Here is a 25,443-nt window from a genome sequence, read left to right on the forward strand (position 1 = left end):
TAATTCGAGATTCGGGATTGGTAAAAGCAGGCAGCTCGGACGGCACTCGGAGCGGGGGCTTTGCCAATCCCCGATCCCCAATGCCTATTGCCTGAAGGCAGCGTCAGCCCACGCTGCCTTCCAGCGAGACTTCCAGCAGCTTCTTGGCTTCCACTGCGAACTCCATCGGCAGTTCGCGGAACACCTGCTTGCAGAAGCCGTCTACGATCAACGACACCGCGTCTTCCTGGCTGATACCGCGTGCGCGGCAATAGAACAGCTGATCGTCGCTGATCTTGGAGGTGGTGGCCTCGTGCTCGACGGTGGCGCCCGGATTTTTCACCTCGATATAGGGAAAAGTGTGCGCGCCGCACTGCTTGCCGATCAATAGCGAATCGCACTGCGTATGATTGCGTGCGCCATCGGCATTGCGGTCTACCTTGACCAGACCGCGATAGGTATTTTGCCCAAGCCCGGCGCTGATTCCCTTGCTGACGATCTTGCTCTTGGTGCGCTTGCCGATGTGGATCATCTTGGTGCCAGTATCGGCCTGCTGACGATGGTGGGTCAGAGCGACCGAATGGAACTCGCCCGCCGAGTCGTCGCCGAGCAGCACGCAGGACGGATACTTCCAGGTGATCGCCGAACCGGTTTCGACCTGGGTCCAGGTAACCTTGCTGCGCGCGCCACGGCATTCGGCACGCTTGGTGACGAAGTTGTAGATGCCGCCGCGGCCTTGTTCATCGCCCGGGTACCAGTTCTGCACGGTCGAATACTTGATCTGGGCATCTTCCAGCGCGACCAGCTCGACCACTGCGGCGTGCAGCTGGTTTTCATCGCGCATCGGCGCGGTACAGCCTTCCAGGTACGACACGTATGCCTTGTCCTCACACACAATCAAGGTGCGCTCGAACTGCCCGGTGTGGCCGGCATTGATGCGGAAATAGGTGCTCAATTCCATTGGGCAACGCACGCCTGCCGGAATGAACACGAAGCTGCCATCGGAGAACACCGCCGAATTGAGCGCGGCGAAATAGTTGTCGCAGACCGGCACCACGCTGCCCAGATACTGTTTGACGATCTCCGGATGTTCCTTGATCGCTTCGGACATCGAGCAGAAGATCACGCCCTTTTCGGCCAGTTCCTTGCGGAAGGTAGTGCCGACCGAGACCGAATCGAACACCGCATCCACGGCCACGCCGGCTAGCCTGGCGCGCTCGTGCAACGGCACGCCGAGTTTGTCATAGGTGTCGATCAGCTCTTTGGGTACGTCATCCAGCGAGGCGTACTTCGGCCCCTTTGGTGCGGAGTAGTAGCTCAACGCCTGGAAATCGATCGGCGCGATATTCAACTTCGCCCACTCCGGCATCGGCATCTTCAACCAATGGCGGTATGCCTCAAGACGCCAGTCGGTCATCCATTGCGGCTCGTCTTTCTTAGCCGACACCGCACGGATGACGTCTTCGTCCAGACCGGGCGGGAGCGAGTCGGATTCGATCTCGGTGATAAAGCCGGCGTCGTAGCGTCGGCCCAGCCGTTCGAGGATCTCGGCGTTCTGCGGAGGAGCAAGTTCGGTGGCCATCGGGCTGCCTACAGGTCAGGTGGTCGCGACGCGTGCGGCGATGGAACGCCGACGGCTGTCGCCAGGGAAAGAAAGAGGCTGCAACATTTGCGCAAGTGTGACGCGACGCAGCGCATCGCCGACTACGTCGTTGATCAACCGCCAGTTCGAGCGCACGCCGCATTTCTGCGCGATGCCGCACTGGCTGTGATCCTGGCTGCATTCGGTGATTGCCAACGGGCCTTCCATTGCTTCGACGATTTCCACCAAAGTGATTTCACTGGCCATGCGTGCAAGCCGGTAGCCGCCATGCACGCCACGCAGCCCTTCGACCAGGCCCGCTTGCGACAACGGTTTTAGGATCTTGCTCACGGTTGGCGCTTCCAGCCCTGCGTGTTCGGCCAATTCGCTTGCGCTGAGCACCTGATCGCTGTGTGCGGCCAATACGGTCAGCACGACGGTGGCATAATCGGTGAGTTTGGTGACGCGCAACATGAGGAGAGCGGAAATCCTAAAGCGGACCGAAATTGTACTCTTTACAGAAGGGCAGGGCCAACAGCCGGGTTCAGCCAGCGGCAAGCGCAGGGCGTTGCAGGCCAGGGCACGCTTGTGCTTGGCGCATCGACGCGCTGCAGTCACAATGAACGGCCCCATCACCGGACCCCTTCATGTCGCGCAAAGTTGCCGCCCGCAAGTCACGTATCCACGGCAATGGCATGTTTGCCCTCGTCCCGCTCCGCAAGGGCGAGCGCATCATTCAATATAAGGGGCGTTTGCGCACGCACGCAGAAGTGGATGCCGATGACAGCGGCGGTGTGGAGAGCGGGCACACGTTCCTGTTCACGCTCAACGACGATTATGTGCTGGATGCCAACTACGAAGGCAATGTCGCGCGCTGGATCAACCACAGCTGCAATCCCAATTGCGAAGCGGTCATCGAAGAGGCCGAAGGCGACGACCGCAGCAAGGACAAGATCTTCATCGAGGCCAAGCGCGCGATAAAGGCCGGCCAAGAGCTCACCTACAACTACGGCATCACCCTGAGCGAGCGCCACACACCGCGCTTGAAGAAGATCTGGGAATGCCGTTGCGGCTCGAAAAATTGCACCGGCACTATCTTGCAGCCCAAGCGCTGAGCACTCGCACATTGTCGTCGCACTAATGCGACGACGCACACATCGGTTCACCGATGCGCAACAGACGCCTGCCTAAGGTCCGGGCTTCTTTGCAGTATGGAGGCCACTCTTACGATCAAAACCGATCTAAGCAATGCCGGCGCACGCTGGCAGGATTCAGAGCTGGTGGTGGATGTGCACCTGATCACCAGCCGCAAGCCCGATGACATTCCAGCCTTCAGCGCTGCAGTGGCGAAGGCCTTGGCAGGGTCATTGGCGTATCAGTAGATGGAATCGCGAAGGCTCGGCATTGAGACGTCGGGCCTTTGTCTGAATGCAGCATCCGATGCGTTGTACGTCGCTATCAGTGCACCAACCATGATCCAGATAGCGAGACTGCGGATGCTTATTTCCCGGACAGCGCCGCCGCCGGTACCAGTTGTTCGATGTTCTGATTGAAGTTCACCGCCACACGTCCGTTCTGGATGCCAACCGATTCCACCTGCACATTCCCCATCACCGCAGCGATTGCCGGGTCGATGCGATAGATCGGTTCCTTGCGCGCGTAATCGGCCAGCCAAGCGTTGAGTAGCTGGCGCGTGCTGTTGTCGAGTTGCGCACCGGCATTGGCAGGGCGAAAATCGTCGATGGTGGGTTGATCGAGATAGAAGCCCTGCTTGGCGGTGTCGTAGCGCAACGCACTGGTCAAGGTTACGTTGCCGACCGGCGCCGGGTCGCCGCCGGCAGTTGCCAGCGCCAGATCGAACGCCATTTTGAGCCGATCGCCCGGCGGCAGGGACAATGCCGGATTACTGACCGTCATTTCGACCAATCCACCCAATGCATCATGTGTCTTCGGAAAGCGGCCACCCAGGAATTGCTGCAGGTCGCTGGCTTGCACGCTGATCTGATGTCCCTGGATCTGCGGCGCGGCCCATGCGCTGGCGATGGGCATTGCCAGGGCGAGGGCAAGCATGGAACCGGCAAGCGAACGCAGTTTCATCGGGTGACTCCGGCAACAGGTAGCATCACATTAGTCAGTGCCGGTGAACCACGGGTTAGCGCAGCACCGGCTTGGGTGCGCAGTGTAGCGGCTACGTGCGGCGGGGTAGCTCTCAGGCGCCAGGCGTCGGCTGCACGCGCTGCAGACGTTCCAGCCAGCAGCAATTGCAATTTTGGCCGTAAGGCATCCAATGCATCGCTGGATTGTGCGCGCGGGCGGGCGGCCAGATCTTCCAGCAATTGGGAGCCAACCGTCAGCGCGGCGCATTCGTCGCTGCTCAGGTCGCGGCGCAGGTGCAGCTCTTCGAGCAAGCGCATCCAGTCGACGCGCGCGCGTTGTTCGAATTCGATGGTGCAGCGATCGTTGCAAGGGCGCCCGTCGCTTTCGATGGGCGTGACCGTAATGCGATAGCGTTTGCGGGGCATGGAGGTCGCGTCTTTTCCGGGCTGGCTCCACCATAGGCGCAGGACGCAGTAGCCTCGATAGGTCAGGCCATGACGCAGTGTTCCAGCGCGCTCAGTTTGCGGGCTGTGGCGCGGGTTTGCGCAGCAACGGCAGCGGATCGTACGCACCGTTGCGTCCATAGACACCATAGTGCAGATGCGGCGGCGTACCGCGCGCATTGCCGGTGGTGCCGACCATGCCAAGCTGCGTGCCGGGCTCGACCACATCGCCGACTTCCAGGCCTGCAGCCCAGTCGTCCAGATGCGCATAGTAATGCCGCTCCATTGCCGGACCCAGCAGCCAGACCTGCTTGCCGCCCAAGCCTTGATCCCTGATGGCGCTGACTACCCCGCGCGTTGCGGCCACCACTGGCGTGCCGCGTGGCGCGAAAATATCCACGCCTGCATGCGTGCGGTCGCGACCACGGGGCGCGCCAAAGGTGCCCGTAATCTGCCGCGCCCGCACGCCTTCGACCGGGATGCGCAACCGCGTAGGCGGTGGCGTCTGCGACAACTTCCACTTGGTGCGCAGTTGATCGGCAATCGGCAGCTGCCAGGCCCAGCGCGCTGCCACGCCCAGGGCGCACAGCAGCGCGATCGAAACCAGAACGCTGCGCACCCGGCGTGCAGGGCTACGGGGCGATGATGGACGTGCTGTTGATGGAGGCGTGGTCGATGAATCGCTCACAAGCACCTGCGCGTTGCGAATCGACAGGCAGGGTAGGGCAGCGGCGATGAGCGGCATGTGCTGTGCGCGCTGCAACGCGAGTGTAAAAAAGGCGGCCCGGAGGCCGCCTTGATGCCACTGGATGCGTGCTCGATTAGAGCGCGGCGTCCTTCAACTTCTTCAGCAGGCGAGCCTTGACCTTGAAGCTGGCCGGCTTGGCGGCGAAGGTCTGCTCTTCCTTGGTGAAGGGGTTGATGCCCTTGCGCTTCGGTTTGGCCGGCACGTGGACGCTGGTCAGCTTGAGCATGCCCGGCAGGGTGAACGAGCCGGCGCCCTTCTTGTTCAACGATGCGTGTGCAACGGCTTCCAGCGTAGACAGCACGGCGCGGACGTCCTTCGGAGCCAGCTCGGTGGTTTCGGCGATGTGCGCGACCAGGCCTGTCTTGCTCAGTGCCTCTTTGATCGGCTTGGGCGCGGCGGACTTTGCAGCAGCGGCCTTGGCCGGTTTCGCAGTCTTGGTGGCGGCGACCTTTTTCACTGCCTTTTTGGGGGCAGCCTTCTTAGCGGCAGTTTTTGCCATGAGTTGTGTATTCCGTGATCGTTGGTGGTGATGGGTCTGCCGACCCAGTCGGCAACGCAAAATGTAGGGCAACTGCTACGCGCCGCCAATAGGCAAACGATGAAACGACACGAAAAAAGCTTCTTTCGACGGGAATTCGTTCACCAGCGGCGGAAAACGTGCACAAAAAGCAGTGATTCGCGCGCGCAGTGCGCGCATTCGCGCAGTGTCTGACGCACAGCAGCAGGTCGTTTGCGCGAGAAGTTGTGCACGTTCGCGTCTGCGTTGCGGTGTTGCAGGCCACCAAGACTGCCGGCGTTATCGCATGGACGTGTGTAGGAGACGACATGTGTTGCTGGTACTGCCAGCGGTTGCAAAAATGCGAGTGCGCTGCATTTGCCAGGAAATCCGTTAACTTCCTTCCGGCGGGCTGCGGCGTTTTATCTGTTCTGCGCGCCGGCTTTGGCTGGCGACAGGCGCAGGCTCATCGTTGTAGCCACGTTCCGGCTTTACCGTCTCGTTGCGTTGAGCTCGGTTCTGACCGCTCGCGCGCAGTAGTCAAGAACGCCGCACGCAACTGTGCATCTCCTAATCATTGGCAGCCGACAAAATCATTGGCAGCCGACAAACAACGGCCGCGTTCGGTAGCCGCAGCGATCGCTTTGGCGGTGAGCGCTTCGAAGCCGCCAGCCTGGAATGCCTCGATGGCCGCGTGCGTGGTGCCGTTGGGCGAGGTCACGCGGCGGCGCAGCACATCCGGTGCCTCGCCCGATTCAGTGAGCATGCGCGAGGCGCCGAGCAGCGTTTGCAGCACCAGCGTACGTGCGGTGTCGGCGGGCAAGCCCTGCGCTTGCGCTGCAGCTTCCATCGCTTCGGCCAGCAGAAAGACATACGCCGGGCCGCTACCGGAAACGGCAGTCACCGCATCCATCTGCACTTCGTCCTCGATCCACACGGTCACGCCCGCGCTGTCCAGTAGTTGGGTCGCCTGCGCGCGTTGCGCAGCGGAAACCTGGGGATTGGCGTACAAGCCGGTGACGCCGGCACCCAGCAGGGCGGGCGTGTTGGGCATCGCGCGCACCACTGCAGTATTGCCACCCGACCAGCGCTGCAGTTGCGTGGCGGTGATGCCGGCAGCGATGGAAACCAACAGCGGCTGCTGTGCCTGCGCAAGGTCGGCCAGCTGCGCGCACACCGATGGCAATACCTGCGGCTTGACCGCCAATACCCAGATGTCCGCAGCTTCGACTGCGGCGCGCGCATCTTCTACGGCATGCACGCCGAAGTCGCGTGACAGCGTCTCGCGCAAATCGGCGACCGGCTCGGCCACACGGATGTTGGCGGCGGGCACGCCTTGCCGGATCAGCCCGGCAATCAGGCTGCGCGCCATATTGCCGCCGCCGACGAAGGCGATCAGCGCAGCGATGGAATGCGAAGACGTGGACGAAGCAGGTGTGGTCATTACAGCACCTTCAGAACTTTGCTAAGAGGAATTGGCTTCGCGGACGTGCGATGCCGATCAGGCGGATGCGGCAGACGAGCAATCGCGTGCACCGAACAAGGCTGTGCCGACGCGCACCATGGTGGCGCCGGCCGCGATCGCTTCGGCGAAGTCCGAGCTCATGCCCATCGACAAGGTGTCCACCTGCCGGTAGCGGCCTTTGAGTTGCTCCAACAGCGCCTGCATGCGGGTAAAAGCGGCGGTGCGAGGTGTCTGTTCGGGGAACGGTGCGGGGATTGCCATCAACCCGCGCAGTTGCAATCGCGGCTGCAGCGCAATGGCCTCGGCCAGGCTGTCGATCGCATCCGGAGCGCACCCGTGCTTGCTATCCTCGTCGTCGATATTGACCTGGATCAGCACATTCAACGGCGCGCGGTCATCCGGGCGATAGCGCGCCAGCAACGGGATCAGTTTGGCGCGGTCCACCGTCTGCACCCAATCGAAGCACCGGCTGGCCAGTTCGGCCTTATTGGATTGCAGGTGGCCGATCAGATGCCATTCCAGCCCCAACGTGCGCAGGGCTACGATCTTGGCTTCTGCTTCCTGCACGTAATTTTCGCCAAATGCGCGCTGGCCCTGGGCCGCCAGGGCGGCGACGGCGTCGGCCGGCTTTGTCTTGGACACCGCAAGCAGGCGCACCTCGGCACGCGCGTGCTCGGCAGCTGCCGCATGGATGGCATCGAGAATCTGCTGCAGCGACGAAGCCGGCACGTGGCACTCCCAAAAGGACGGGAGCGCTATAGTGCCGCCCGCCGATGCTTCCTTCCAGCCGGCCATGCGTTGCGTACCGCCATTGATGCGCCAAAAGCGCTGCCAGATCGCGATTGCACCTGTCTTTGGTGTGGTGTGGGCAGCACGACCCGATGCGACCCAACCTGGCCATCGATGCCGAAATCTGCGTCAGGGCAAGCGCCGTGCCTGCGCCACGGCCGAAAACCATCACATTCAGCCCGGCGCGCCACTGCCAGCCTGAACCGGCCGGACCGCTTCCTGCCAGCAGCCAGAACGCTATACTGCCGGCCAGGGGAGTACATTCCAATCGCAGCCTAGGGGAAAAAGCAGCGCATGGATATCGCTGAACTATTGGCGTTTTCTGTCAAGAACAAGGCGTCGGACCTGCACCTGTCTGCAGGCCTGCCGCCGATGATCCGAGTTGATGGCGATGTCCGCCGCATCAATATTCCGGCCCTGGACCATAAACAGGTGCACGCGCTGGTCTACGACATCATGTCGGACAAGCAGCGCCGCGATTACGAGGAATTCCTCGAGGTCGACTTCTCGTTCGAAATTCCGTCGCTGGCGCGCTTCCGCGTCAATGCGTTCAACCAGAACCGCGGTGCCGGTGCGGTGTTCCGTACCATTCCCTCCGAAGTGCTGACGCTGGAAGACCTTGGCTGCCCACCGATCTTCCGGCAGCTGATCGATCAGCCGCAGGGCTTGATCCTGGTCACCGGGCCGACCGGTTCAGGCAAGTCGACCACGCTCGCCGGCATGATCGACTACATCAACAAGAACGAATACGGCCACATCCTCACTGTCGAGGATCCGATCGAATTCGTGCACACCTCGCAGAAGTGCCTGATCAATCAGCGCGAAGTGCACCGCGACACGCACGGCTTCAACGAAGCGTTGCGCTCGGCATTGCGTGAAGATCCGGATATCATCCTGGTCGGCGAGTTGCGCGATCTTGAAACCATCCGCTTGGCACTCACCGCTGCGGAAACCGGCCATCTGGTGTTCGGTACCCTGCACACCAGCTCGGCGGCCAAGACCATCGACCGCATCATCGACGTTTTCCCGGCCGGCGAAAAACCGATGGTGCGCTCGATGCTGTCCGAATCCTTGCGCGCGGTGATTTCGCAGGCGCTGCTGAAGAAGGTCGGCGGTGGACGCACCGCCGCCTGGGAAATCATGGTCGGCACCCCGGCCATCCGTAACCTGATCCGGGAGGACAAGGTGGCGCAGATGTATTCGTCGATCCAGACCGGCCAGCAGTACGGCATGCAGACGCTGGATCAGCATTTACAGGACCTGATCAAACGCAGCCTGATCACGCGCAACCAAGCACGCGAATACGCCAAGGACAAGCGGATATTCGAGTAGACGGGATTCGGGAGACGGGATTGGGGATTCGCAAAAGCGGATCTCCTACTGATCTCAGGACAGTCCGCTCTTACGAATCCCCAATCCCGATTCTCCATTCCCGGCTCCGAAGGAGCACGCTATGAGTACCATCGACTTCACCTCCTTCCTCAAGCTGATGGCGCATCAGAAGGCGTCGGACCTGTTTATCACTTCGGGAATGCCGCCGGCGATCAAGGTTAATGGGAAGATCAGTCCGATCACCCAGACCCCGTTGACCGCGCAGCAGAGCCGCGACCTTGTGTTGAATGTGATGACCACATTGCAGCGCGAAGAGTTCGAAAAGACCCACGAGTGCAATTTCGCCATTGGCGTGTCCGGGGTGGGGCGTTTTCGTGTGAGCTGTTTTTATCAGCGCAACCAGGTCGGCATGGTGCTGCGGCGGATTGAAACGCGTATTCCCACCGTCGACGAATTGAGTCTGCCGCCGGTGATCAAGACGCTGGCAATGACCAAGCGCGGCATCATCGTTTTTGTCGGTGCCACCGGTACCGGTAAGTCGACCTCGCTGGCAGCGATGATCGGCTACCGCAACCAGAATTCCACCGGGCACATCATCACCATCGAAGACCCGATCGAATTCGTGCACAAGCACGAGGGTTGCATCATCACCCAGCGTGAAGTCGGAATCGACACCGATAGCTGGGAAAATGCTCTGAAAAATACCCTGCGCCAGGCACCGGATGTGATCATGATCGGCGAGGTGCGCACCCGCGAAGGCATGGACCACGCGATTGCCTTCGCCGAAACCGGTCATCTGGTGCTGTGCACGCTGCATGCCAATAACGCCAACCAGGCGATGGACCGCATCGTCAACTTCTTCCCGGACGAGCGCCGCAACCAGCTGCTGATGGATCTGTCGCTGAATCTCAAGGGCGTGATCGCGCAGCAGTTGATTCCGACCCCGGATGGACGCAGCCGTCGCGTGGCGATGGAAATCCTGCTGGGCACGCCGTTGGTGCAGGACTACATCCGCGACGGCGAGATCCACAAGCTCAAGGAGATCATGAAGGAGTCCACAAACCTGGGCATGCGCACCTTCGATCAGAGCCTGTTCGAGCTCTACCAGGCCGGTGAAATCAGCTACGAAGACGCGCTGCGCTACGCCGACTCGCAGAACGAGGTTCGCCTGCGCATCAAGCTCTCGCAGGGTGGTGATGCCAAGACGCTGTCGCAGGGCCTGGACGGCGTGGAAATTGCCGAAGTTCGGTGAGGCCGACAGCGGTCATGCATTCGGGGTGGTGTTTGTGCTGGTCAATCCCGTTCTATTTTTACAGCCGCTACTAGAGCGCCGCTAGCATTGGCCAGGCCGGCATGGACGGCAAGCAGTCGTTGTTCGTTGCTCTTAGAGCGGCTAACAAAACTACTGAGCCGCTGCCAGGCGGGCGCAGCCGGTGCTCGTAATCTGCATTACCCCCCTTACACGCGCTGCGTTCACTCAGCGCCGCCCGCACCCACCTGGCGATTGCTTGTCAGGTTTTGTTAGCCACTCCTGGAAGGCTGCTGCGCTTGCATCCACGGCGGCAAAAGCGCCTGGATCCGCGCAAACGCCGGGCAGTCGGCATGGTGCGCGCCGGACAGGTAGCCCAGGCTCATCAGGAACTCGCCGGTGATTTCGCCGCCAGTGAAGCAGAAGGTCTTCCTAAACAGCTTGATCCAGTCCGGCTTGTCGAGCGGATGGTGCGCGTCCAGCCATTGCGCAAAGCTGCCATGCGAGCTGCGCAGGCTCTGGATGGCTTGAGCGTTGTGGATCGCCGCCAAGACCTTTAGTCGGTTGCGGATGATGCCGGCGTCGCCTATCAGCCGGGCAAGGTCGGTTTCGCCGTACGCTGCCACCGTGTCCACATCGAAACCGTCGTAGGCGCGTTGGAAGTTGCTGCGTTTACGCAGGATGGTTTCCCAGCTCAGTCCTGCCTGATTGATCTCCAGCACCAGCCGCTCGAGCAGCTTGCGCTCGTCGCGTTGCGGAAAACCGTATTCGTGGTCGTGGTAGTGGCCGTGGACCGGATGGCCTGGCGCGATGCTGCAATAGCTACTCATGGGATTGCCTTTGATCGGTATGCGGCGTTGGTGGGCGCGACGTCGCAGCGGGTCGTTCCTGACGCCCGCACGGCCTGCCAGCTGCGCGTTGGAAAGTTCGCCGCGCGCCGGCGCAATGCATCGCGTGCGGTATGGGGCAGCGTTGGTCCCTACAATCTGAACGCGCAGGACCGGCGTGGCAGGGGCACAGCGGCGTGGCAATCGATCGGCAACTTATGCAGTCCATTGGCGCCAGCAAGTGTCATGTATGGCAGCGGCTCTGCGCGCGGCGGAGCGAACGGCTAGAATACGCTCATGTCCGTTTTGCCCACGCCTCTGGCCAACCAACTGCTGATCGCGCTTCCGGCGCTGTCCGATCCCACCTTTTCGCGCAGCGTCGCGCTGATCTGTCAGCACGACGAAAACGGCGCGATGGGAGTGCTGGTCAACCGGCCCTCCGAATACACCCTGGGCGAAGTGCTGTCGCAGATGGGCATCGACACCGCCGACGAGCATCTGCGCGAGCAGATCGTGCTCAGCGGCGGGCCTGTGCACCCGGAGCGCGGCTTCGTGATCCACGACGATGCGCGCGAGTGGGATTCCAGTCTGGAAGTGGGGCAGGGCGTCTATCTGACCACCTCGCGTGACATTCTTGAGGCCATGGCGGCTGGCGAAGGCCCGCACAACGCGCTGGTGGCGCTGGGCTGCGCCGGCTGGGGCGCGGGGCAACTGGAGTTCGAACTGGGCGAGAACAGTTGGCTCACTGCGCCGTCGGATGCCAACGTCTTGTTCGCCACCGCGCTGGCAGACCGCTGGCAGACCGCTGCCGGGCGCATCGGCGTGGACCTGTTTCGGCTGACGGATTATTCCGGGCATGCCTGAGACGGGCGCGATCCGCCCTGATGGCACGGTGCTGGGCTTCGACGTGGGGTCGCGACGTATCGGTGTGGCCGTTGGCACTGCGCTGGGCGCCGGCGCGCGCGCGGTTGCCGTCATCAATGTGCATGCCAGCGGCCCCGACTGGGTCGCGCTGGACCGGGTGCAGAAGCAATGGCGCCCCAACGGTCTGTTGGTCGGCGACCCCCTGACCCTGGATGACAAAAACCAACCCGCACGCAAGCGTGCGCATGCATTTGCACGCGAACTGCGTGAGCGCTATGCGCTGCCTGTGGTGTTGATCGACGAGCGGTCCAGTTCGGTCGAAGCTGCGCAGCGTTTCGCGCGCGAGCGCGCCGGTGGCCGCAAGCGCCGCCGCGATGCCGAAGCGCTGGACGCGATGGCAGCTGCGGTGATCGTCGAACGCTGGTTGGCCGCGCCCGACCAAGCCACTTCTCTTCCTTAACTCCCGACCTGCGATGACCACCATGCAACTCGATTCGGATGGACGCCTGCGCCACCTGCTCACCCTGGAAGGACTGCCGCGCGCCACGCTGCTGCAGCTGCTCGATCGTGCCGGCCAGATCCGCGACGCGGCAGTGGGGCGCGTCGGCAAGCGCAGCGTGCTGGCCGGCACTGCGGTGTGCACGCTGTTCTTTGAACCGTCCACACGCACGCGCAGCTCGTTTCATCTCGCCGCGCAGCGGCTGGGCGCGGACGTAATCAATTTCGATGCGTCCACGTCATCGACCCGCAAAGGCGAGACCGCGCGCGACACCTTAAAGAATCTTGAGGCGATGGGCGTGCGTGGCTTTGTGGTGCGCCATCCCGACGACGGCGCAGTAGAAGCGCTGGCCGAGGCCGCAGGCGAGGGTACTGCGCTGATCAATGCCGGCGACGGAAGCAGCGCGCATCCCACCCAGGGCCTGCTCGACATGCTCACCCTGCGCCAGGCCAAGGGCACCGATTTTTCCAAGCTCAAGGTGGTAATCGTCGGCGACGTGAAGCACTCGCGTGTTGCACGCTCGGACCTGCACGCATTGCGCACGCTGGGCGCCGGCGAGATCCGTGTCTGTGGCCCGGGCAGCCTGCTGCCCGACGACGACATGCTGGACGGCTGCGTTGTCGGTCAGGATTTCGACTCCATGCTCGAAGGCGTCGACGCACTGATGATGCTGCGCCTGCAGCGCGAGCGCATGGAAGAAGGCCTGGTGCCTTCGCTGGAGCACTACCACGCCCAATACGGGCTCACCCGCGAGCGCCTGGCGCGTGCCGGCCGCGATGCAGCGGTGCTACACCCGGGCCCGATCAACCGCGGCGTTGAAATCACCGACGAAGTCGCCGATGGCGCGCAATCGTGCGTGTTGCGCCAGGTCGCCAACGGCGTCGCCGTGCGCATGGCGGTGCTGGAAACCCTGCTCGGGTAAGCGAGCCCAGCAACACGACCGCGTACACAGCGTGCACAACCGCGTACACAGGAAGTGGCGCGGTCGTTCTCCAAGTAATGTGTCTCCCACGCACACAGCAGAAGCCACCTTGCTTAGCGAAATCCGCGGATGATCTGCTTTTACGATGCCCGATGCCCGATGCCCGATGCCCGGCACCACGTCGTAACAAGCGCCCGCCTATCGTGGTTGTCCCTTTCATCGCAGGAGACCGCAATGGGTATTTCACGTCACGCCACCGCGCACTGGGAAGGCGACCTCAAGACCGGCAAAGGCCAGCTCAACACGCCGCAAAGCGGGCTGCTGGACAACACCCGCTATGCCTTCAGCAGCCGCTTCGGTGACGAGAAGGGCACCAATCCTGAAGAGCTTATTGCTGCTGCGCATGCCGGCTGCTTCACTATGGCGCTGTCTGCGCAGTTGACCGAAGCAGGTTTTCCGCCGATCTCGCTGGACACGCGCGCCGACGTGGATCTGTCGATGGAAGGTGGCCCACAGCTGTCGCAGATCCGGCTCAAGCTCAAGGCCGTGGTGCCGGGTATCGACGAAGCTAGGTTCCGCGAACTGGCCAATACCGCCAAGAAGAATTGCCCGGTGTCCAAGGCACTGAGCGCGGTGCCGATGAGCCTGGAGACCGAATTTTCCAGCTGATTCTGACAAGGCTGAAGCGCGCCGGTGCAACATGCCGGCGCGCGCAGCTGGCGGCTACCTTAATAGGGCTTTGTGCGGGCGGTGTGGTTCAGGGCGGTTTCACTGGCGCAAGCCGAGCATCGGCAGCGTGTTCTCCCTATGAAGCTGCTGCAATGAAAACTCTCGTGCTTGGTGCTTTGATGATCGGTCTGGTCGTGGCAGGCAATGCAACGGCACAGCGCTATGACAGCGGCTACCGCGACAACGGCCGTGGCAGCTATGAGGAGGGTCGTTACGAATATGCGCGCGTGGTGCGCGTTGAACCGATCATCGTGTCCGACTCCTACAACGAGCGCACCAGCGAACGTTGCTACACCCGTCCCGCCGACGGTTACTACACCAGCAACGACGGCGATTACCGCGATGGCGGCAATTACGGCCAGCCGGGTGTGTCTAATCGCGGTGTGGCCAGCGTGATCGGCGGTATCGCCGGTGCGGTGCTCGGCAGCCAGGTTGGCGGCGGCAATGGCCGTCTGGTCGGCACTGCAGTTGGCACTATGGCCGGCGTGGCGGCAGGTCGCTCGATCTACCAAGCCAATAATCGCAATTACCAGGGCAATGTCAGGGTGTGCGAGCCGGTGTCCTACCGCCGCGAGCGCGACCGCGTCGCTGGCTATGATGTGACCTATGAATATGCGGGCCGCGCTTATCACACGCGTAGCGATTACAACCCGGGCGACCGCATCCGCGTACGCGTGGATGTGAATCCTGACTGATCGTTACGATGTCGCGTGCGGCTTTGGTCAAGCGGTCGAGATCAGGTTGTTGAACGAAGAAAACGCTGCGGGCGACCGCAGCGTTTTTTGTTTCTGGCCCGTAGCAATTCATGCGCAGCAGTGCTGCTTAGACTCAACTTCCAAGTGCAACACCCTCATAGCAAGTAAGGTGTTCACATGTCAAAAAGCTATCTCCATCTGAGTGCAGAAGAGCGCGCGGTGCTGCAAATCGAAACACGGCGTGGTCAAAGCTTGCGCTCGATCTCCAGACTTCTGTGCAGAAGCCCATCGACATTGAGCAGGGAGCTGGTCAGGCAGGGCGCCACGAGCTACTGTGCGGCAGATGCGGCCAGGCGTTACAAAGCGCGGCGTCAGCGCAGTGTTCGGCGGCGTAGGCTGACCCCGGGGACGGATTTGTTCCAGCTGGTGCGTGATCATCTTGTGCTGTGGCGCTGGTCGCCCCAGCAGATTGCTGCCAAGCTCTTGATCATGCATCCGGATGATTCTGCCCAGCGCGTCAGCCACGAAACCATCTACGCAACGATCTATGCGCACCCGCGCGGTGGCCTGAAAAAGGAGCTGGTGGAGGCTTTACGCCAGGGCAAGCCTACTCGGGGATTGCGGCGTACGACCGCTGCCAAACGCACCTGGGTGCCGGAGGAACTACGCATCGTGCACCGGCCCGAAGACGTGCGACAGCGCCTGATTCCAGGTCATTGGGAAGGCGATCTGATCAAGGGCGCGTTCAATCGTTCCTGCGTTGGCACGTTGGTGGAGCGCAAGACGCGCTTTGTGGTGCTGTGCCGAATGGACGGCTGCACGGCTGCCGATGCGCTGGAAGGGTTTACCCGCCAGATGAAAAGGCTTCCCGCTTCGATGCGAACGAGCTTGACCTATGATCGCGGGACCGAACTGACGTGTTATGCCGAGCTGATGCAGGGACTGAACATCAATGTGTGGTTTGCCGATCCACACGCGCCTTGGCAGCGCGGAAGCAACGAAAACACCAATGGCCTACTTCGCCAGTTCTTGCCCAAGGGTGCGGATCTGTCCACCGTCAGTCAGGAGTACCTCAATCACATCGCATTACTGATGAACACCCGTCCACGCGAGACGTTGGGATGGAAAACGCCGAGCGAGGCGATGGAGCATGAACTGGCAACTTTCAAATCACGTGTTGCACTTGAATCTTGAGACCACCCTGTGTTGGTATCGCTGCGATCTCGATCAATGCGATGTGCTGCGCTGGATACAAAGCGTTTGAATGACTGGTGCATCGACAGTGGCATTTGATCCAGCAGCACAGGCACCGCGCGCGTCGCTGCGTTTGGGGTTCTGCAATCCGGTGTCGTTAGACCGCGGAATCAGGTTCGATTACGCCCAATCCAGCGTCCCGCGAATCACCGTCTGCACCTGGCCGCCCGACCACACGTCGCCGTTGGCATCGATACACAGTTCCAGCAACGCGTCGAAACCGATTTCGCGGCCCTGACTGACCACGTAGCGTCGCTCCTTGCCAGGCAATGCGTGACGGCTGTCCAGCCATGCGGCGAGCACCGCATTGGCCGCGCCGGAGGCGGCATCTTCGAAGCGCCGACCATTGCCGACAAAAGCGCGCACCGCCAGATCGTAGACACCCGGCGCTGCGGCGCGTGCATAGGCGAACACGCCCATGCTGCCGGTGGATTCGGCCAGCGCAGCGACCGCTTCCCAATTCGGCTGCAGGCTGCGCAGTGCCGTTTCGCTGGCCAGTTCCACCACCCACCAGGTGCGGCCGCCGTCCATCAGTGCGGGTGGCAGGCTGCCGAGCGGCCAGCCGTGCAACGCATCGCTCAGGCGCGGGTCGTCGGCGTCCACTTGCTCGGCCACGCGCGCGCGCGGCGTGCGGATGGCGATGCTGCGGTGGCCATCGATCTGCTCCACGCGCAGCGGCAACTGGCCGGCGATGCCGTGCTGTATCAGCACGCCCTCGTTCGGCGCGGCCAGCCCGGCGTCGAGTACCGCATGTGCCGTGCCCACGCTCGGGTGGCCAGCGAATGGCACTTCTTTTTGCGGCGAAAACATCCGTAGCCGATAACTACTTTGCACATCTAGCGCCGGAAACACGAAGGTGGTTTCCGGCAGCTTGGTCCAACGTGCAATGGACTGCATCGCCGTATCGTCCAGATCGGCGGCGTCCAGCACCACCGCCAGCGGATTGCCGCTGCCGGGGCGGGCGGAGAACACATCCAGTTGCAGGAAGCGGCGGGTGGTCATGGCGGCGGTTCCGCGATAAGGGCGTGGCAGCTTACCAATCGATACGGCCCTCGATCACTTGCTTCCTCATTCCGCCAATCCAGACGTCGGCTTCGGCATCCACCTCCACGTGAAAGCGACCATCGCGCCCGACCTCGCGTCACTGGTTGGCGACGTAGCGCGAATCGGTGCCCGGCAATCGGCGTTCGCTGTGCAAACGTTCGGCAATGCAGGCCTTGTCTCGACGTGCCACAGGCCACTTCGCACTCGCTCCAAAGTGCATGACACGCTCTAGTGGATTGCCGTTGCCGTATCTGTCATCGAAGACATCCAGTTGCAGATAACGGTGCTTGCTTGTGATGAGTGAATCTGGATCGCAGGAAGGCGCGCCGATGGTTGCAGCGCAAACCGATGTGGCGATGGTGGCGGCCACCGGTGCGCTGTGATCGCACGTGGGGTCAGGCGAGCGGCATTGGCAGTAGAATCGCAGGCTCCGCCCGGCATACCGGGTATCTTCCCATTCTAAACGCCTATCTCAATGTCAGCTCCTCACTCTACCGATCGTTGGATCGTCCTCAAGTTCGGCGGCACCTCGGTGTCGCGTCGTCATCGCTGGGAGACGATTGGAAAATTGGCGAGCAAACGGGCCAACGAGACCGGCGGGCGCGTGCTGGTAGTGGTGTCTGCGCTGTCGGGCGTGACCAACGAACTCACCGCGATCGCCGATGGCGCTGCCGACAGCGCGCAGCGCGTTGCGTCGCTGGAACAACGCCATCGCGCGTTCCTGGCGGAGCTGGAACTGGATGCCGATGCCGTGCTTGGTGAGCGACTTGCCGCATTGCATGCATTGTTGGGCGATGCGCGCGCGACAACGCGCACGCTGGATTGGCAGGCCGAAGTAATGGGGCAGGGCGAGCTGTTGTCCTCGGCCATCGGTGCGGCTTATCTGCACGCCAATGGTCTGGATATGGGCTGGCTGGACGCGCGCCAGTGGCTGTCTGCGTTGCCGCCTCAGCCCAATCAGAGCGAATGGTCCAAGCGGTTGTCGGTGTCCTGCCAGTGGCAGTCCGACGCCGACTGGCGCACGCGCTTCGATGCGCAGCCCACGCGGCTGCTGATCACGCAAGGTTTCATTTCGCGGCATGCCGATGGTGGCACCGCAATTCTGGGGCGTGGCGGTTCGGACACCTCGGCGGCGTATTTCGGTGCGCTGCTTGGCGCCAGTCGTGTGGAAATCTGGACCGACGTGCCCGGCATGTTCAGCGCCAATCCCAAAGAAGTGCCGGACGCGCGCTTGCTGACCCGTCTGGATTATTACGAAGCACAGGAGATTGCCACCACCGGCGCCAAGGTGTTGCATCCGCGCTCGATCAAACCATGCCGCGATTCCGGCGTGCCGATGGCGATTCTGGACACCGAGCGCCCCGACTTGCCGGGCACCAGCATCGACGGCAATGCCGAGCCGGTGTTGGGCGTCAAGGCGATCAGCCGCCGCAACGGCATCGTGCTGGTGTCGATGGAAGGTATCGGCATGTGGCAGCAGGTCGGCTTTCTTGCCGATGTGTTCGCCCTGTTCAAGAAGCACGGCTTGTCGGTGGACCTGATCGGTTCGGCCGAGACCAATGTCACCGTGTCGCTGGATCCGTCCGAGAATCTGGTCGACACCGATGTGCTGGCGGCGTTGTCGGCCGATCTGTCGCAGATCTGCAAGGTCAAGATCATCGTTCCCTGCGCGGCAGTCACGCTGGTCGGGCGCGGTATGCGCTCGCTGCTGCACAAGCTCTCCAATGTGTGGGCCACGTTCGGGCAGGAACGCGTGCACATGATTTCGCAGTCGTCCAACGACTTGAATCTGACCTTCGTCATCGACGAATCCGATGCCGATGGTTTGCTGCCGATTCTCCACGCCGAACTGATCGACAGCGGTGCGATGCCGGTCAGCGAAGGCGAGGTGTTCGGCCCGCGCTGGCGGCAGATCATCGGCTCGGTGCGCCCGCGGCCCACGCCGTGGTGGCATGCCGAGCGGGAGCATCTGCTGTCGCTATCCCGGGCCGGTACGCCGCGCTACGTGTATCACCTGCCAACCGTGCGTGCGCGTGCGCATGCCTTGGCCCAGATTGCTGCGGTGGATCAGCGTTATTACGCGATCAAGGCCAATGCGCATCCGGCCATATTGATGGCGCTGGAACAGGCAGGTTTCGGCCTGGAATGCGTCTCGCACGGCGAGTTGCGGCGCGTGTTCCAGACGCTGCCCGAGCTGTCGCCGCGGCGTGTGCTGTTCACGCCGAGCTTTGCGCCCATAGCCGAATACGAAGCTGCATTTGCGCTGGGCGTGACCGTCACTGTGGACAACCTCGAAGCGCTGCGTCGCTGGCCGGAGGTGTTCCGCGGCCGTAATGTGTGGCTGCGCATCGATCTTGGTCACGGCGATGGGCACCACGAGAAGGTCAATACCGGCGGCAAGGCGTCCAAGTTCGGGTTGTCGTCCACGCGGGTGAATGAGTTCGTCGAGTTCGCGCGCACCCTCGAAGTCACCATCACCGGTGTGCACGCGCACCTGGGCAGTGGCGTGGAGACCGGCGAGCACTGGCGGATGATGTACGACGAGCTGGCCGGTTTTGCGCGTCGTATCGGCACGGTGGAGACCATCGACATCGGTGGCGGCTTGCCGATTCCGTATAGCGCCGACGACGAGCCGTTCGATCTGGATGTCTGGGCCAAGGGCCTGGCCGAGGTCAAGGCTGTGCATCCGGGATACCGTCTGGCGATCGAGCCGGGCCGCTATCTGGTGGCCGAGGCCGGCGTGTTGCTGGCGCAGCTCACCCAGGTGATCGAAAAGGATGGCGTGCAGCGTGTCGGTCTGGATGCCGGCATGAACACCTTGGTCCGCCCGGCGCTGTACGACGCCTGGCACGACATCGAAAACCTCAGCCGGCTCGACGCGCCCGCCGATGGTGCGTTCGATATCGTCGGACCGATCTGCGAGTCGTCGGATGTGTTCGGCACGCGCCGTCGGTTGCCTGCCGACACCGCGCCGGGCGATGTCATGCTGATCGCCGACACCGGCGCCTATGGCTATTCGATGGTCAGCACTTATAACCAGCGCGCATTGCCGCGCGAAGAGGTGATCGATGCGCCCGCAAGTTGAGTTCGTTGCGCTCAGCACGCTGGCCGGCGGTGGTGCGATGACATTGGCCACCGCCATCGACCAGATGAACCTGCGCATGCCGTGGACCGAAAGCTTCAAGTGGGCGCTGCCGGCGTTGGTCGCCGCCGGCAGCGGTGCTTGGTTGGCCGGGCGCTGGCAGCGTCGCCGCGATGCACGGGTACCTGCACGCAGTAGTGGTGGCATGGCGGTGCGCACGGTGCTGTTGAGTACGCTGAGTTATGTGCCGGTGGTGGCGCTGTATGTGGCGCTTGCCTTCGCTGTATCTGGCGATGTGAAGGCCGGCAACAGCGATTTTCTGTTGTTGGCGATGCTGTTCGGTTGCCTGCCGCTGCTGTGGGCGGCAGTGCCGTTTTCCATGATTGAATATGTCCTATGCCGACGTTATCTGCGTCGCGTACGTGTTCTTGCAGGTAGTCCATGAGCGCTTTCGACAAACACCAGATGTCCACCTTCCGTTTCGTGCGTTGCGCACTCGACGCGCAGACCGGCGTGGCGACGCTGGTGTATGCCTTCGATCAAGGGCCGGAGTTGGTCGAGACCGTCGCGGTGCCAGGCGCACCGTTCGAATTGGACGGCCCGCATGCGGCTGCTGTGCAGCAGGCGTTGCGCTTGCTGCATCTCATCGCAGGTGTCAGTTACTTCAAGGCCGCAGTGCCGCCGAACATCCAGATCGACGATTACGCCATCGACGCGCAGACCGCTGCGCTGGTGGAAAACGTCTACCTGCATGGCCTGGGTGAGTTCGCCTATCGCAATGGCTTGAACCTGCACGGCAAGATCAACTTTCCTGTCGCTGCACAGCCGGCTGGCGCTGCACCGGTACTGGGTCTGCGCGAGCATGCGTTGGTCGCGATCGGTGGCGGCAAGGATTCGCTGGTGAGTATCGAAGTCTTGCGTCATGCCGGAGTGGATCAGACCGTCAGCTGGATCGGCGGCTCGCAGCTAATCCGCGCCTGCGCCGAGCGCACCGGTCTACCGGTGCTCACTATCGACCGCGTGCTGGCGCCGGAATTGTTCGAACTCAATCGCCAGGGCGCGTGGAACGGGCATATCCCGGTCACTGCGGTGAACTCGGCCATTCTGGTGTTGGCCGCATTGCTCAATGGCGTGGACCAAGTGGTGTTTTCCAACGAACGTTCGGCCAGTTACGGCAGCCAGATTCCCGGCACCGGCGAGGTCAATCACCAGTGGTCCAAGGGCTGGGCATTCGAGCAGACCTTCGGTGACTACGTGCAGCGGCATGTGGCGGCCGATCTGCGTTATTACTCGTTGCTGCGGCCGTTGTCGGAGCTGGCAGTGGCGCGGCAGTTCGCCAGGACCGATCGCTACGACGGGCATTTTTCCAGCTGCAATCGCAACTTCCACATTATGGGCGAACGCCCGGTGCATCGCTGGTGCGGGGTCTGCCCTAAGTGCCATTTCGTGTTCCTGGCGCTGGCGCCGTTCATGCCGAAGACGCGTTTGGTCAACATCTTCGGCCGCAACCTGCTCGACGATGCGGCGCAAGCCGGCGGCTACGATGCGCTGCTGGAATTCCAGGACCACAAGCCATTCGAATGCGTCGGCGAAGGCCGCGAATCGCGTGCGGCAATGGCGATGCTGGCCAGCCGCGCCGAATGGAAGGAAGACGCGTTGGTGAAGCGCTTTGTCCGCGACATCCAGCCGCAGCTGGACCGGCAGGAGCTACAGCTGGAGCCGTTGATGGCCATCGATGGCGAGCACCGTATTCCATCGGCGCTGTGGGAGCGCGTGCGTGCGAATTTCGCAGTTTGAAGGCAAGGCGGTTGCGTTATGGGGTTGGGGGCGCGAAGGACGCGCGGCGTATCGCGCGCTACGCGCCTTGTTGCCCACGCAAGTGCTGACGATCTTCTGCAATGCCGAAGAAGCGCGCGAGCTCGATGCGCTGGCCGATGTCGCGTTGCATGTAGAAACCGAGGCTGGCGCGCAGGCGCTGGGCCGATTCGAGATCGTGGTGAAGTCGCCCGGCATCAGCCCGTATCGCAGTGAGGTGCAAACCGCCAACGCCGAGCACGGCACGCAGTTCATCGGTGGCACCGCGTTGTGGTTTGCCGAGCGCGCGGGGCCCGACGGCAGCGTGCCTGGCGCTATCTGCGTCACCGGCACCAAGGGCAAGAGCACCACCACCGCGTTGCTAGCGCATCTGTTGCGCGCGGCCGGACATCGCACTGCATTGGTCGGCAATATCGGCCAACCGTTGCTGGAGGTGCTGGCGCCGCAACCGCTGCCAGCGTATTGGGCGATCGAGTTGTCGAGCTATCAAACCGGTGAAGTAGGGCGCAGTGGCGCGCGTCCCGAATTGGCGGTGGTGTTGAACCTGTTTCCCGAGCACCTGGACTGGCATGGCGACGAGGCGCGCTACGTGCGCGACAAGCTGTCGTTGGTCACCGAGGGCCGCCCGCGTATGGCCTTGCTCAATGCTGCCGATGCGCATCTGACGCAGCTTCAGTTGCCGGACAGCGAGGTGCGTTGGTTCAACCATCCCGATGGCTGGCACTTGCGTGGCGATATGGTGTATCGCGGCGAGCAGGCCGTGTTCGATACTGCCAACGTGCCGCTGCCTGGCGAACACAATCGCCGCAATCTGTGCGCGGTGCTGGCGGCGGTGGAAGCGCTGGGCCTTGATGCGGCGGCGCTGGCACCGGCTACGCTGAGCTTTCGCCCATTGCCGAACCGCCTGCAACTGCTGGGCAGCGTGGACGGCATCAGCTACGTCAACGATTCGATCAGCACCACGCCACATGCCTCATTGGCGGCGCTTGCCTGCTTCGCGCAGCGTCGTGTTGCCTTGCTGGTCGGCGGACATGATCGTGGGCTGGACTGGCACGATTTTGCCGAGCACATGGCGCAGCATGCCCCGCTGGAAATCGTCACCATGGGAGCCAACGGGCCGCGCATTCATGCGCTGCTGGCCCCGTTGGCCGAAGCCGGTCGCTTCGGTCTGCATGCCAGCACCGATCTGGAACACGCAATGCGGCTGGCGCGTGAGGCGCTGGGCGAGCAGGGCGGTGTGGTGTTGCTGTCGCCGGGTGCGCCCAGCTTTGGCGTCTACAGCGACTACGTTGCACGCGGCCGACATTTCGCCCAACTGGCCGGGTTCGATCCGGCGGCGATCAGCGCGATTCCCGGTTTGGGCGTGCAGTAGCTCTGCACCGATCCACTGCCACTTGGCGTGTGCATTCGATTGGAGTTCCGACGGTTGTGCCCTGACGCACAAAACGCCATCGCGCTCTGTCCGCTGTCACCCATGACGACCCGCCTTGCACGGCAGCAGCCCCTACACTTGCTGTACCTTCCCGGGAGCAAGCACATGCACAAGCAATTCACATGGCGTGGCGCTGGATTGGTTGGTCTTTTGGCGTCGTTGGCATTTCCTGCGGCGGCGGCGATGCAGACCAAACCGCTGGAATGGAAAATCGGCAAAGACACCTTCAGCGGCGTGCTGGTGTACGACGATGCCGGCGATGGCAAGCGTCCGGGCCTGGTGATGGTGCCCAACTGGCGCGGCGTCAACGACTCGGCGGTGACCAAGGCCAAGCAACTTGCTGGCGACGACTATGTGGTGCTGTTGGCCGACGTGTATGGCAAGGGCGTCCGGCCTAAGGACGATGCCGAGGCCGGGGTGCAGGCCAAGAAGCTGCGTGACGACCGTGCCACGTTGCAGGCGCGTGCGCTCAAGGCGGTGGATGTGCTCAAGGTGCAGTCCGGCAAGGCGCCGTTGGACGCAACACGCATCGGTGCGGTGGGCTTCTGCTTCGGCGGCACCACGGTGCTGGAACTGGTACGCGCGGGCGCGCAGCTGGCCGGTGTGGTCAGTTTGCACGGTGGCATCGCGACAACCAGTCCGGCGGCCGCCGGCTCGGCCAAGACGCCGCTGCTGGTGCTCAACGGTGCCGACGACAAGAGTGTGACCAAGGCGGACATCGCCGCATTCGAAACCGAGATGGATGCAGCTGGTGCAGATTGGCAGTTCGTCAACTTCAGCGGCGCGGTGCATTGCTTCGCCGAGGCCGATGCCAACAGCCCGCCGGGCTGCCTGTACAACCCACGCGCGGCGAAACGTGCGTACCGCATGCTGGGCGATTTCTTCGACGAACGTTTCGGCGATTGATGTGGCCGCTAAGAGCGGCGAATAAAATGTTGCAAGCGGTCGCCGGGTCGGTGCGACCGAAGTGGACAAAGGCGGTGTACCAGCGGTGCATGCCGATACCGCACAGGCTGCGCCTGCCTGGCGGACGCGCAATAGTTCGTTATTGGCTCTAAGGTCGCAACCAAGGCAGGCAACATCTGCCGTTTGAATCAATGCGTCCGTTCCACTGCATAACGCGCCAAACCGCGCAGCGCGGCAACCGCGGGGCTGGCCGGCAATGTGTCCAACGCCTGTTCGGCGGCGGCGGCATATTCGGCAGCACGTTGACGGCTGTAATCCAATCCGCCAGTAGCGTGGATCGCCGCCAACACCTCGGGCATTGCGCCTGCATCGCCTTGTTCGACGATCTGCCGAAGGCGCTGGCGCGTGGTCGCATCCGAGTGTGCCATGGCGTGGATCAGCGGCAGCGTGGCCTTGCCTTCGGCCAGATCGTCGCCCAGGTTCTTGCCCAGGTCGGATGCCTTGGCGGCGTAGTCGAGCACGTCGTCGGCAATCTGGAAGGCGAAGCCCAACTGCATTCCGTAATCGTACAGACGCTGCTGCATATCGGCATCCGCGCCCGAGGCCAGCGCGCCCAGGCGTGTGCCGGCAGCGAACAGCACCGCAGTCTTGCGCTCGATCACGCGCAGATAGGCGGCTTCATCGGTGTCGGGGTTGTGCACGTGCAACAGCTGCAGCACCTCGCCCTCGGCGATGCGGTTGGTGGTGTCTGCCAGGAGCTGCATGACTTCCATGCGATCGAGCTCGACCATCAACTGGAAGCTGCGCGAGTAAAGAAAGTCGCCGACCAGCACGCTGGGCGCATTGCCCCATAGCGCATTGGCGGTGCTGCGCCCGCGGCGCAGGTCCGACTCGTCCACCACGTCGTCGTGCAGTAGCGTGGAGGTGTGGATGAACTCGATGATCGCCGCCAGCTGATGGTGCTCCGGGCCGGAGCCGCCAGCGGCGCGACCGGCCAGCATGACCAGCATCGGACGCAGGCGTTTGCCACCGGCGGAGATGATGTGATCGGCAATCTGGCTGATCAGCACGACGTCCGAGGCCAGGCGGCGGCGGATCAGCGCGTCGACCGCGGCCATGTCGGGCGCGGCGAGCGACTGGATCTGGGGCAGGCCCGGGACGGTGGGGATGTCTTCGGCGATGGTCATGCGCAGG

Annotated in this window: 24 protein-coding genes and 3 pseudogenes; 15 read left to right on the top strand and 12 right to left on the bottom strand. The window is 62.7% G+C overall.

Annotated elements, in window-relative coordinates:
- Positions 1-103: 103 nt before the first annotated feature.
- Positions 104-1,561 carry a Fe-S cluster assembly protein SufB gene (gene sufB, locus J5I97_RS05970; protein WP_208590062.1) on the bottom strand — a complete coding sequence of 486 codons (1,458 nt, stop codon included), beginning with the start codon at positions 1,559-1,561 and terminating at the stop codon, positions 104-106.
- Positions 1,562-1,576: 15 nt separating this feature from the next.
- On the bottom strand, positions 1,577-2,035 hold the full coding sequence (locus tag J5I97_RS05975; protein ID WP_208590064.1) for an SUF system Fe-S cluster assembly regulator: 459 nt from the start codon (positions 2,033-2,035) through the stop codon (positions 1,577-1,579).
- A gap of 173 nt (positions 2,036-2,208) precedes the next feature.
- Between J5I97_RS05975 and J5I97_RS05980 the strand changes: the two genes are divergently transcribed.
- Together J5I97_RS05980 and J5I97_RS05985 are read left to right on the top strand one after the other, a co-directional pair.
- A complete protein-coding gene (locus J5I97_RS05980) occupies positions 2,209-2,676 on the top strand; it encodes an SET domain-containing protein (RefSeq protein WP_002802070.1) in 468 nt (155 codons plus the stop codon).
- Between the two features lie 111 nt (positions 2,677-2,787).
- Positions 2,788-2,943: pseudogene (locus J5I97_RS05985) on the top strand (DJ-1/PfpI family protein); the annotation flags it as partial.
- A 118-nt stretch (positions 2,944-3,061) separates the two neighbouring features.
- On the opposite strand, the gene J5I97_RS05990 reads toward J5I97_RS05985, so the two are convergent.
- The 6 genes and pseudogenes from J5I97_RS05990 to J5I97_RS06015 all read right to left on the bottom strand — a co-directional run bounded on the left by J5I97_RS05990 (position 3,062) and on the right by J5I97_RS06015 (position 7,539).
- Positions 3,062-3,658: a DUF1439 domain-containing protein gene (locus J5I97_RS05990; protein WP_208590066.1), complete on the bottom strand. Its 597-nt coding sequence runs from the start codon at positions 3,656-3,658 to the stop codon at positions 3,062-3,064.
- Between the two features lie 112 nt (positions 3,659-3,770).
- Positions 3,771-4,083: pseudogene (locus tag J5I97_RS05995) on the bottom strand (DUF3861 family protein).
- Positions 4,084-4,174: 91 nt separating this feature from the next.
- Positions 4,175-4,816: a M23 family metallopeptidase gene (locus tag J5I97_RS06000; RefSeq protein ID WP_208591579.1), complete on the bottom strand. Its 642-nt coding sequence runs from the start codon at positions 4,814-4,816 to the stop codon at positions 4,175-4,177.
- Positions 4,817-4,922: 106 nt separating this feature from the next.
- Positions 4,923-5,348: an HU family DNA-binding protein gene (locus tag J5I97_RS06005; RefSeq protein ID WP_208590068.1), complete on the bottom strand. Its 426-nt coding sequence runs from the start codon at positions 5,346-5,348 to the stop codon at positions 4,923-4,925.
- 571 nt (positions 5,349-5,919) lie between these two features.
- Positions 5,920-6,789 (bottom strand): pyrroline-5-carboxylate reductase, encoded by an 870-nt coding sequence (gene proC, locus J5I97_RS06010; RefSeq protein ID WP_208590069.1) that lies wholly within the window; start codon positions 6,787-6,789, stop codon positions 5,920-5,922.
- A 57-nt stretch (positions 6,790-6,846) separates the two neighbouring features.
- Complete coding sequence (locus J5I97_RS06015; RefSeq protein WP_208590076.1) at positions 6,847-7,539, bottom strand: YggS family pyridoxal phosphate-dependent enzyme; 693 nt, start codon at positions 7,537-7,539, stop codon at positions 6,847-6,849.
- 354 nt (positions 7,540-7,893) lie between these two features.
- Here J5I97_RS06015 and J5I97_RS06020 point away from each other — a divergent pair, with 354 nt between their 5' ends.
- Together J5I97_RS06020 and J5I97_RS06025 are read left to right on the top strand one after the other, a co-directional pair.
- On the top strand, positions 7,894-8,931 hold the full coding sequence (locus tag J5I97_RS06020) for a type IV pilus twitching motility protein PilT (protein ID WP_208590078.1): 1,038 nt from the start codon (positions 7,894-7,896) through the stop codon (positions 8,929-8,931).
- A gap of 121 nt (positions 8,932-9,052) precedes the next feature.
- On the top strand, positions 9,053-10,183 hold the full coding sequence (locus J5I97_RS06025) for a PilT/PilU family type 4a pilus ATPase (RefSeq protein WP_208590080.1): 1,131 nt from the start codon (positions 9,053-9,055) through the stop codon (positions 10,181-10,183).
- A 269-nt stretch (positions 10,184-10,452) separates the two neighbouring features.
- Here J5I97_RS06025 and J5I97_RS06030 read toward each other — a convergent pair whose 3' ends face one another.
- Positions 10,453-11,010: a DNA-3-methyladenine glycosylase I gene (locus J5I97_RS06030; protein ID WP_208590082.1), complete on the bottom strand. Its 558-nt coding sequence runs from the start codon at positions 11,008-11,010 to the stop codon at positions 10,453-10,455.
- 294 nt (positions 11,011-11,304) lie between these two features.
- Here J5I97_RS06030 and J5I97_RS06035 point away from each other — a divergent pair, with 294 nt between their 5' ends.
- The 6 genes from J5I97_RS06035 (at position 11,305) to J5I97_RS06060 (ending at position 15,910) form a co-directional block, all read left to right on the top strand.
- Positions 11,305-11,871, top strand: a complete 567-nt coding sequence (locus J5I97_RS06035) for a YqgE/AlgH family protein (RefSeq protein ID WP_208590089.1) — start codon at positions 11,305-11,307, stop codon at positions 11,869-11,871.
- Complete coding sequence (gene ruvX / locus J5I97_RS06040) at positions 11,864-12,331, top strand: Holliday junction resolvase RuvX (protein ID WP_208590097.1); 468 nt, start codon at positions 11,864-11,866, stop codon at positions 12,329-12,331. Before J5I97_RS06035 ends, ruvX begins: the two co-directional genes overlap by 8 nt.
- 13 nt (positions 12,332-12,344) lie before the next feature.
- Positions 12,345-13,292, top strand: coding sequence for an aspartate carbamoyltransferase catalytic subunit (locus tag J5I97_RS06045; protein WP_208590099.1), 948 nt, complete (start codon positions 12,345-12,347; stop codon positions 13,290-13,292).
- 234 nt (positions 13,293-13,526) lie between these two features.
- Complete coding sequence (locus J5I97_RS06050; RefSeq protein WP_208590101.1) at positions 13,527-13,961, top strand: OsmC family protein; 435 nt, start codon at positions 13,527-13,529, stop codon at positions 13,959-13,961.
- Between the two features lie 152 nt (positions 13,962-14,113).
- Complete coding sequence (locus tag J5I97_RS06055) at positions 14,114-14,716, top strand: glycine zipper 2TM domain-containing protein (RefSeq protein ID WP_208590108.1); 603 nt, start codon at positions 14,114-14,116, stop codon at positions 14,714-14,716.
- Positions 14,717-14,893: 177 nt separating this feature from the next.
- Positions 14,894-15,910 (top strand): IS30 family transposase, encoded by a 1,017-nt coding sequence (locus tag J5I97_RS06060; RefSeq protein WP_208586408.1) that lies wholly within the window; start codon positions 14,894-14,896, stop codon positions 15,908-15,910.
- Between the two features lie 180 nt (positions 15,911-16,090).
- Here J5I97_RS06060 and J5I97_RS06065 read toward each other — a convergent pair whose 3' ends face one another.
- Both J5I97_RS06065 and J5I97_RS06070 read right to left on the bottom strand, forming a co-directional pair.
- Positions 16,091-16,972: a PhzF family phenazine biosynthesis protein gene (locus J5I97_RS06065; protein WP_208590113.1), complete on the bottom strand. Its 882-nt coding sequence runs from the start codon at positions 16,970-16,972 to the stop codon at positions 16,091-16,093.
- A gap of 31 nt (positions 16,973-17,003) precedes the next feature.
- A pseudogene (locus J5I97_RS06070) lies at positions 17,004-17,189 on the bottom strand (PhzF family phenazine biosynthesis protein); the annotation flags it as partial.
- 300 nt (positions 17,190-17,489) lie between these two features.
- Here J5I97_RS06070 and J5I97_RS06075 point away from each other — a divergent pair.
- The 5 genes from J5I97_RS06075 (at position 17,490) to J5I97_RS06095 (ending at position 24,249) form a co-directional block, all read left to right on the top strand.
- The gene (locus J5I97_RS06075) at positions 17,490-20,099 is read left to right on the top strand and encodes a bifunctional aspartate kinase/diaminopimelate decarboxylase (RefSeq protein ID WP_208590115.1); all 2,610 of its coding nucleotides are present in this window, start codon (positions 17,490-17,492) and stop codon (positions 20,097-20,099) included.
- Positions 20,083-20,541, top strand: coding sequence for a hypothetical protein (locus J5I97_RS06080; protein WP_208590117.1), 459 nt, complete (start codon positions 20,083-20,085; stop codon positions 20,539-20,541). Before J5I97_RS06075 ends, J5I97_RS06080 begins: the two co-directional genes overlap by 17 nt.
- Positions 20,538-21,893 (top strand): UDP-N-acetyl-alpha-D-muramoyl-L-alanyl-L-glutamate epimerase, encoded by a 1,356-nt coding sequence (gene murL / locus J5I97_RS06085; protein ID WP_208590119.1) that lies wholly within the window; start codon positions 20,538-20,540, stop codon positions 21,891-21,893. Before J5I97_RS06080 ends, murL begins: the two co-directional genes overlap by 4 nt.
- A complete protein-coding gene (murD, locus tag J5I97_RS06090) occupies positions 21,874-23,283 on the top strand; it encodes a UDP-N-acetylmuramoyl-L-alanine--D-glutamate ligase (protein WP_208590121.1) in 1,410 nt (469 codons plus the stop codon). The genes murL and murD overlap by 20 nt, the downstream gene beginning before the upstream one ends.
- A 165-nt stretch (positions 23,284-23,448) precedes the next feature.
- Positions 23,449-24,249, top strand: coding sequence for a dienelactone hydrolase family protein (locus J5I97_RS06095; protein WP_208590123.1), 801 nt, complete (start codon positions 23,449-23,451; stop codon positions 24,247-24,249).
- 188 nt (positions 24,250-24,437) lie between these two features.
- On the opposite strand, the gene J5I97_RS06100 is transcribed toward J5I97_RS06095, so the two are convergent.
- A complete protein-coding gene (locus J5I97_RS06100) occupies positions 24,438-25,436 on the bottom strand; it encodes a polyprenyl synthetase family protein (RefSeq protein WP_208590125.1) in 999 nt (332 codons plus the stop codon).
- Positions 25,437-25,443 lie beyond the last annotated feature (7 nt).

The organism is Xanthomonas fragariae (assembly GCF_017603965.1).
Lineage (GTDB): Bacteria > Pseudomonadota > Gammaproteobacteria > Xanthomonadales > Xanthomonadaceae > Xanthomonas > Xanthomonas fragariae_A.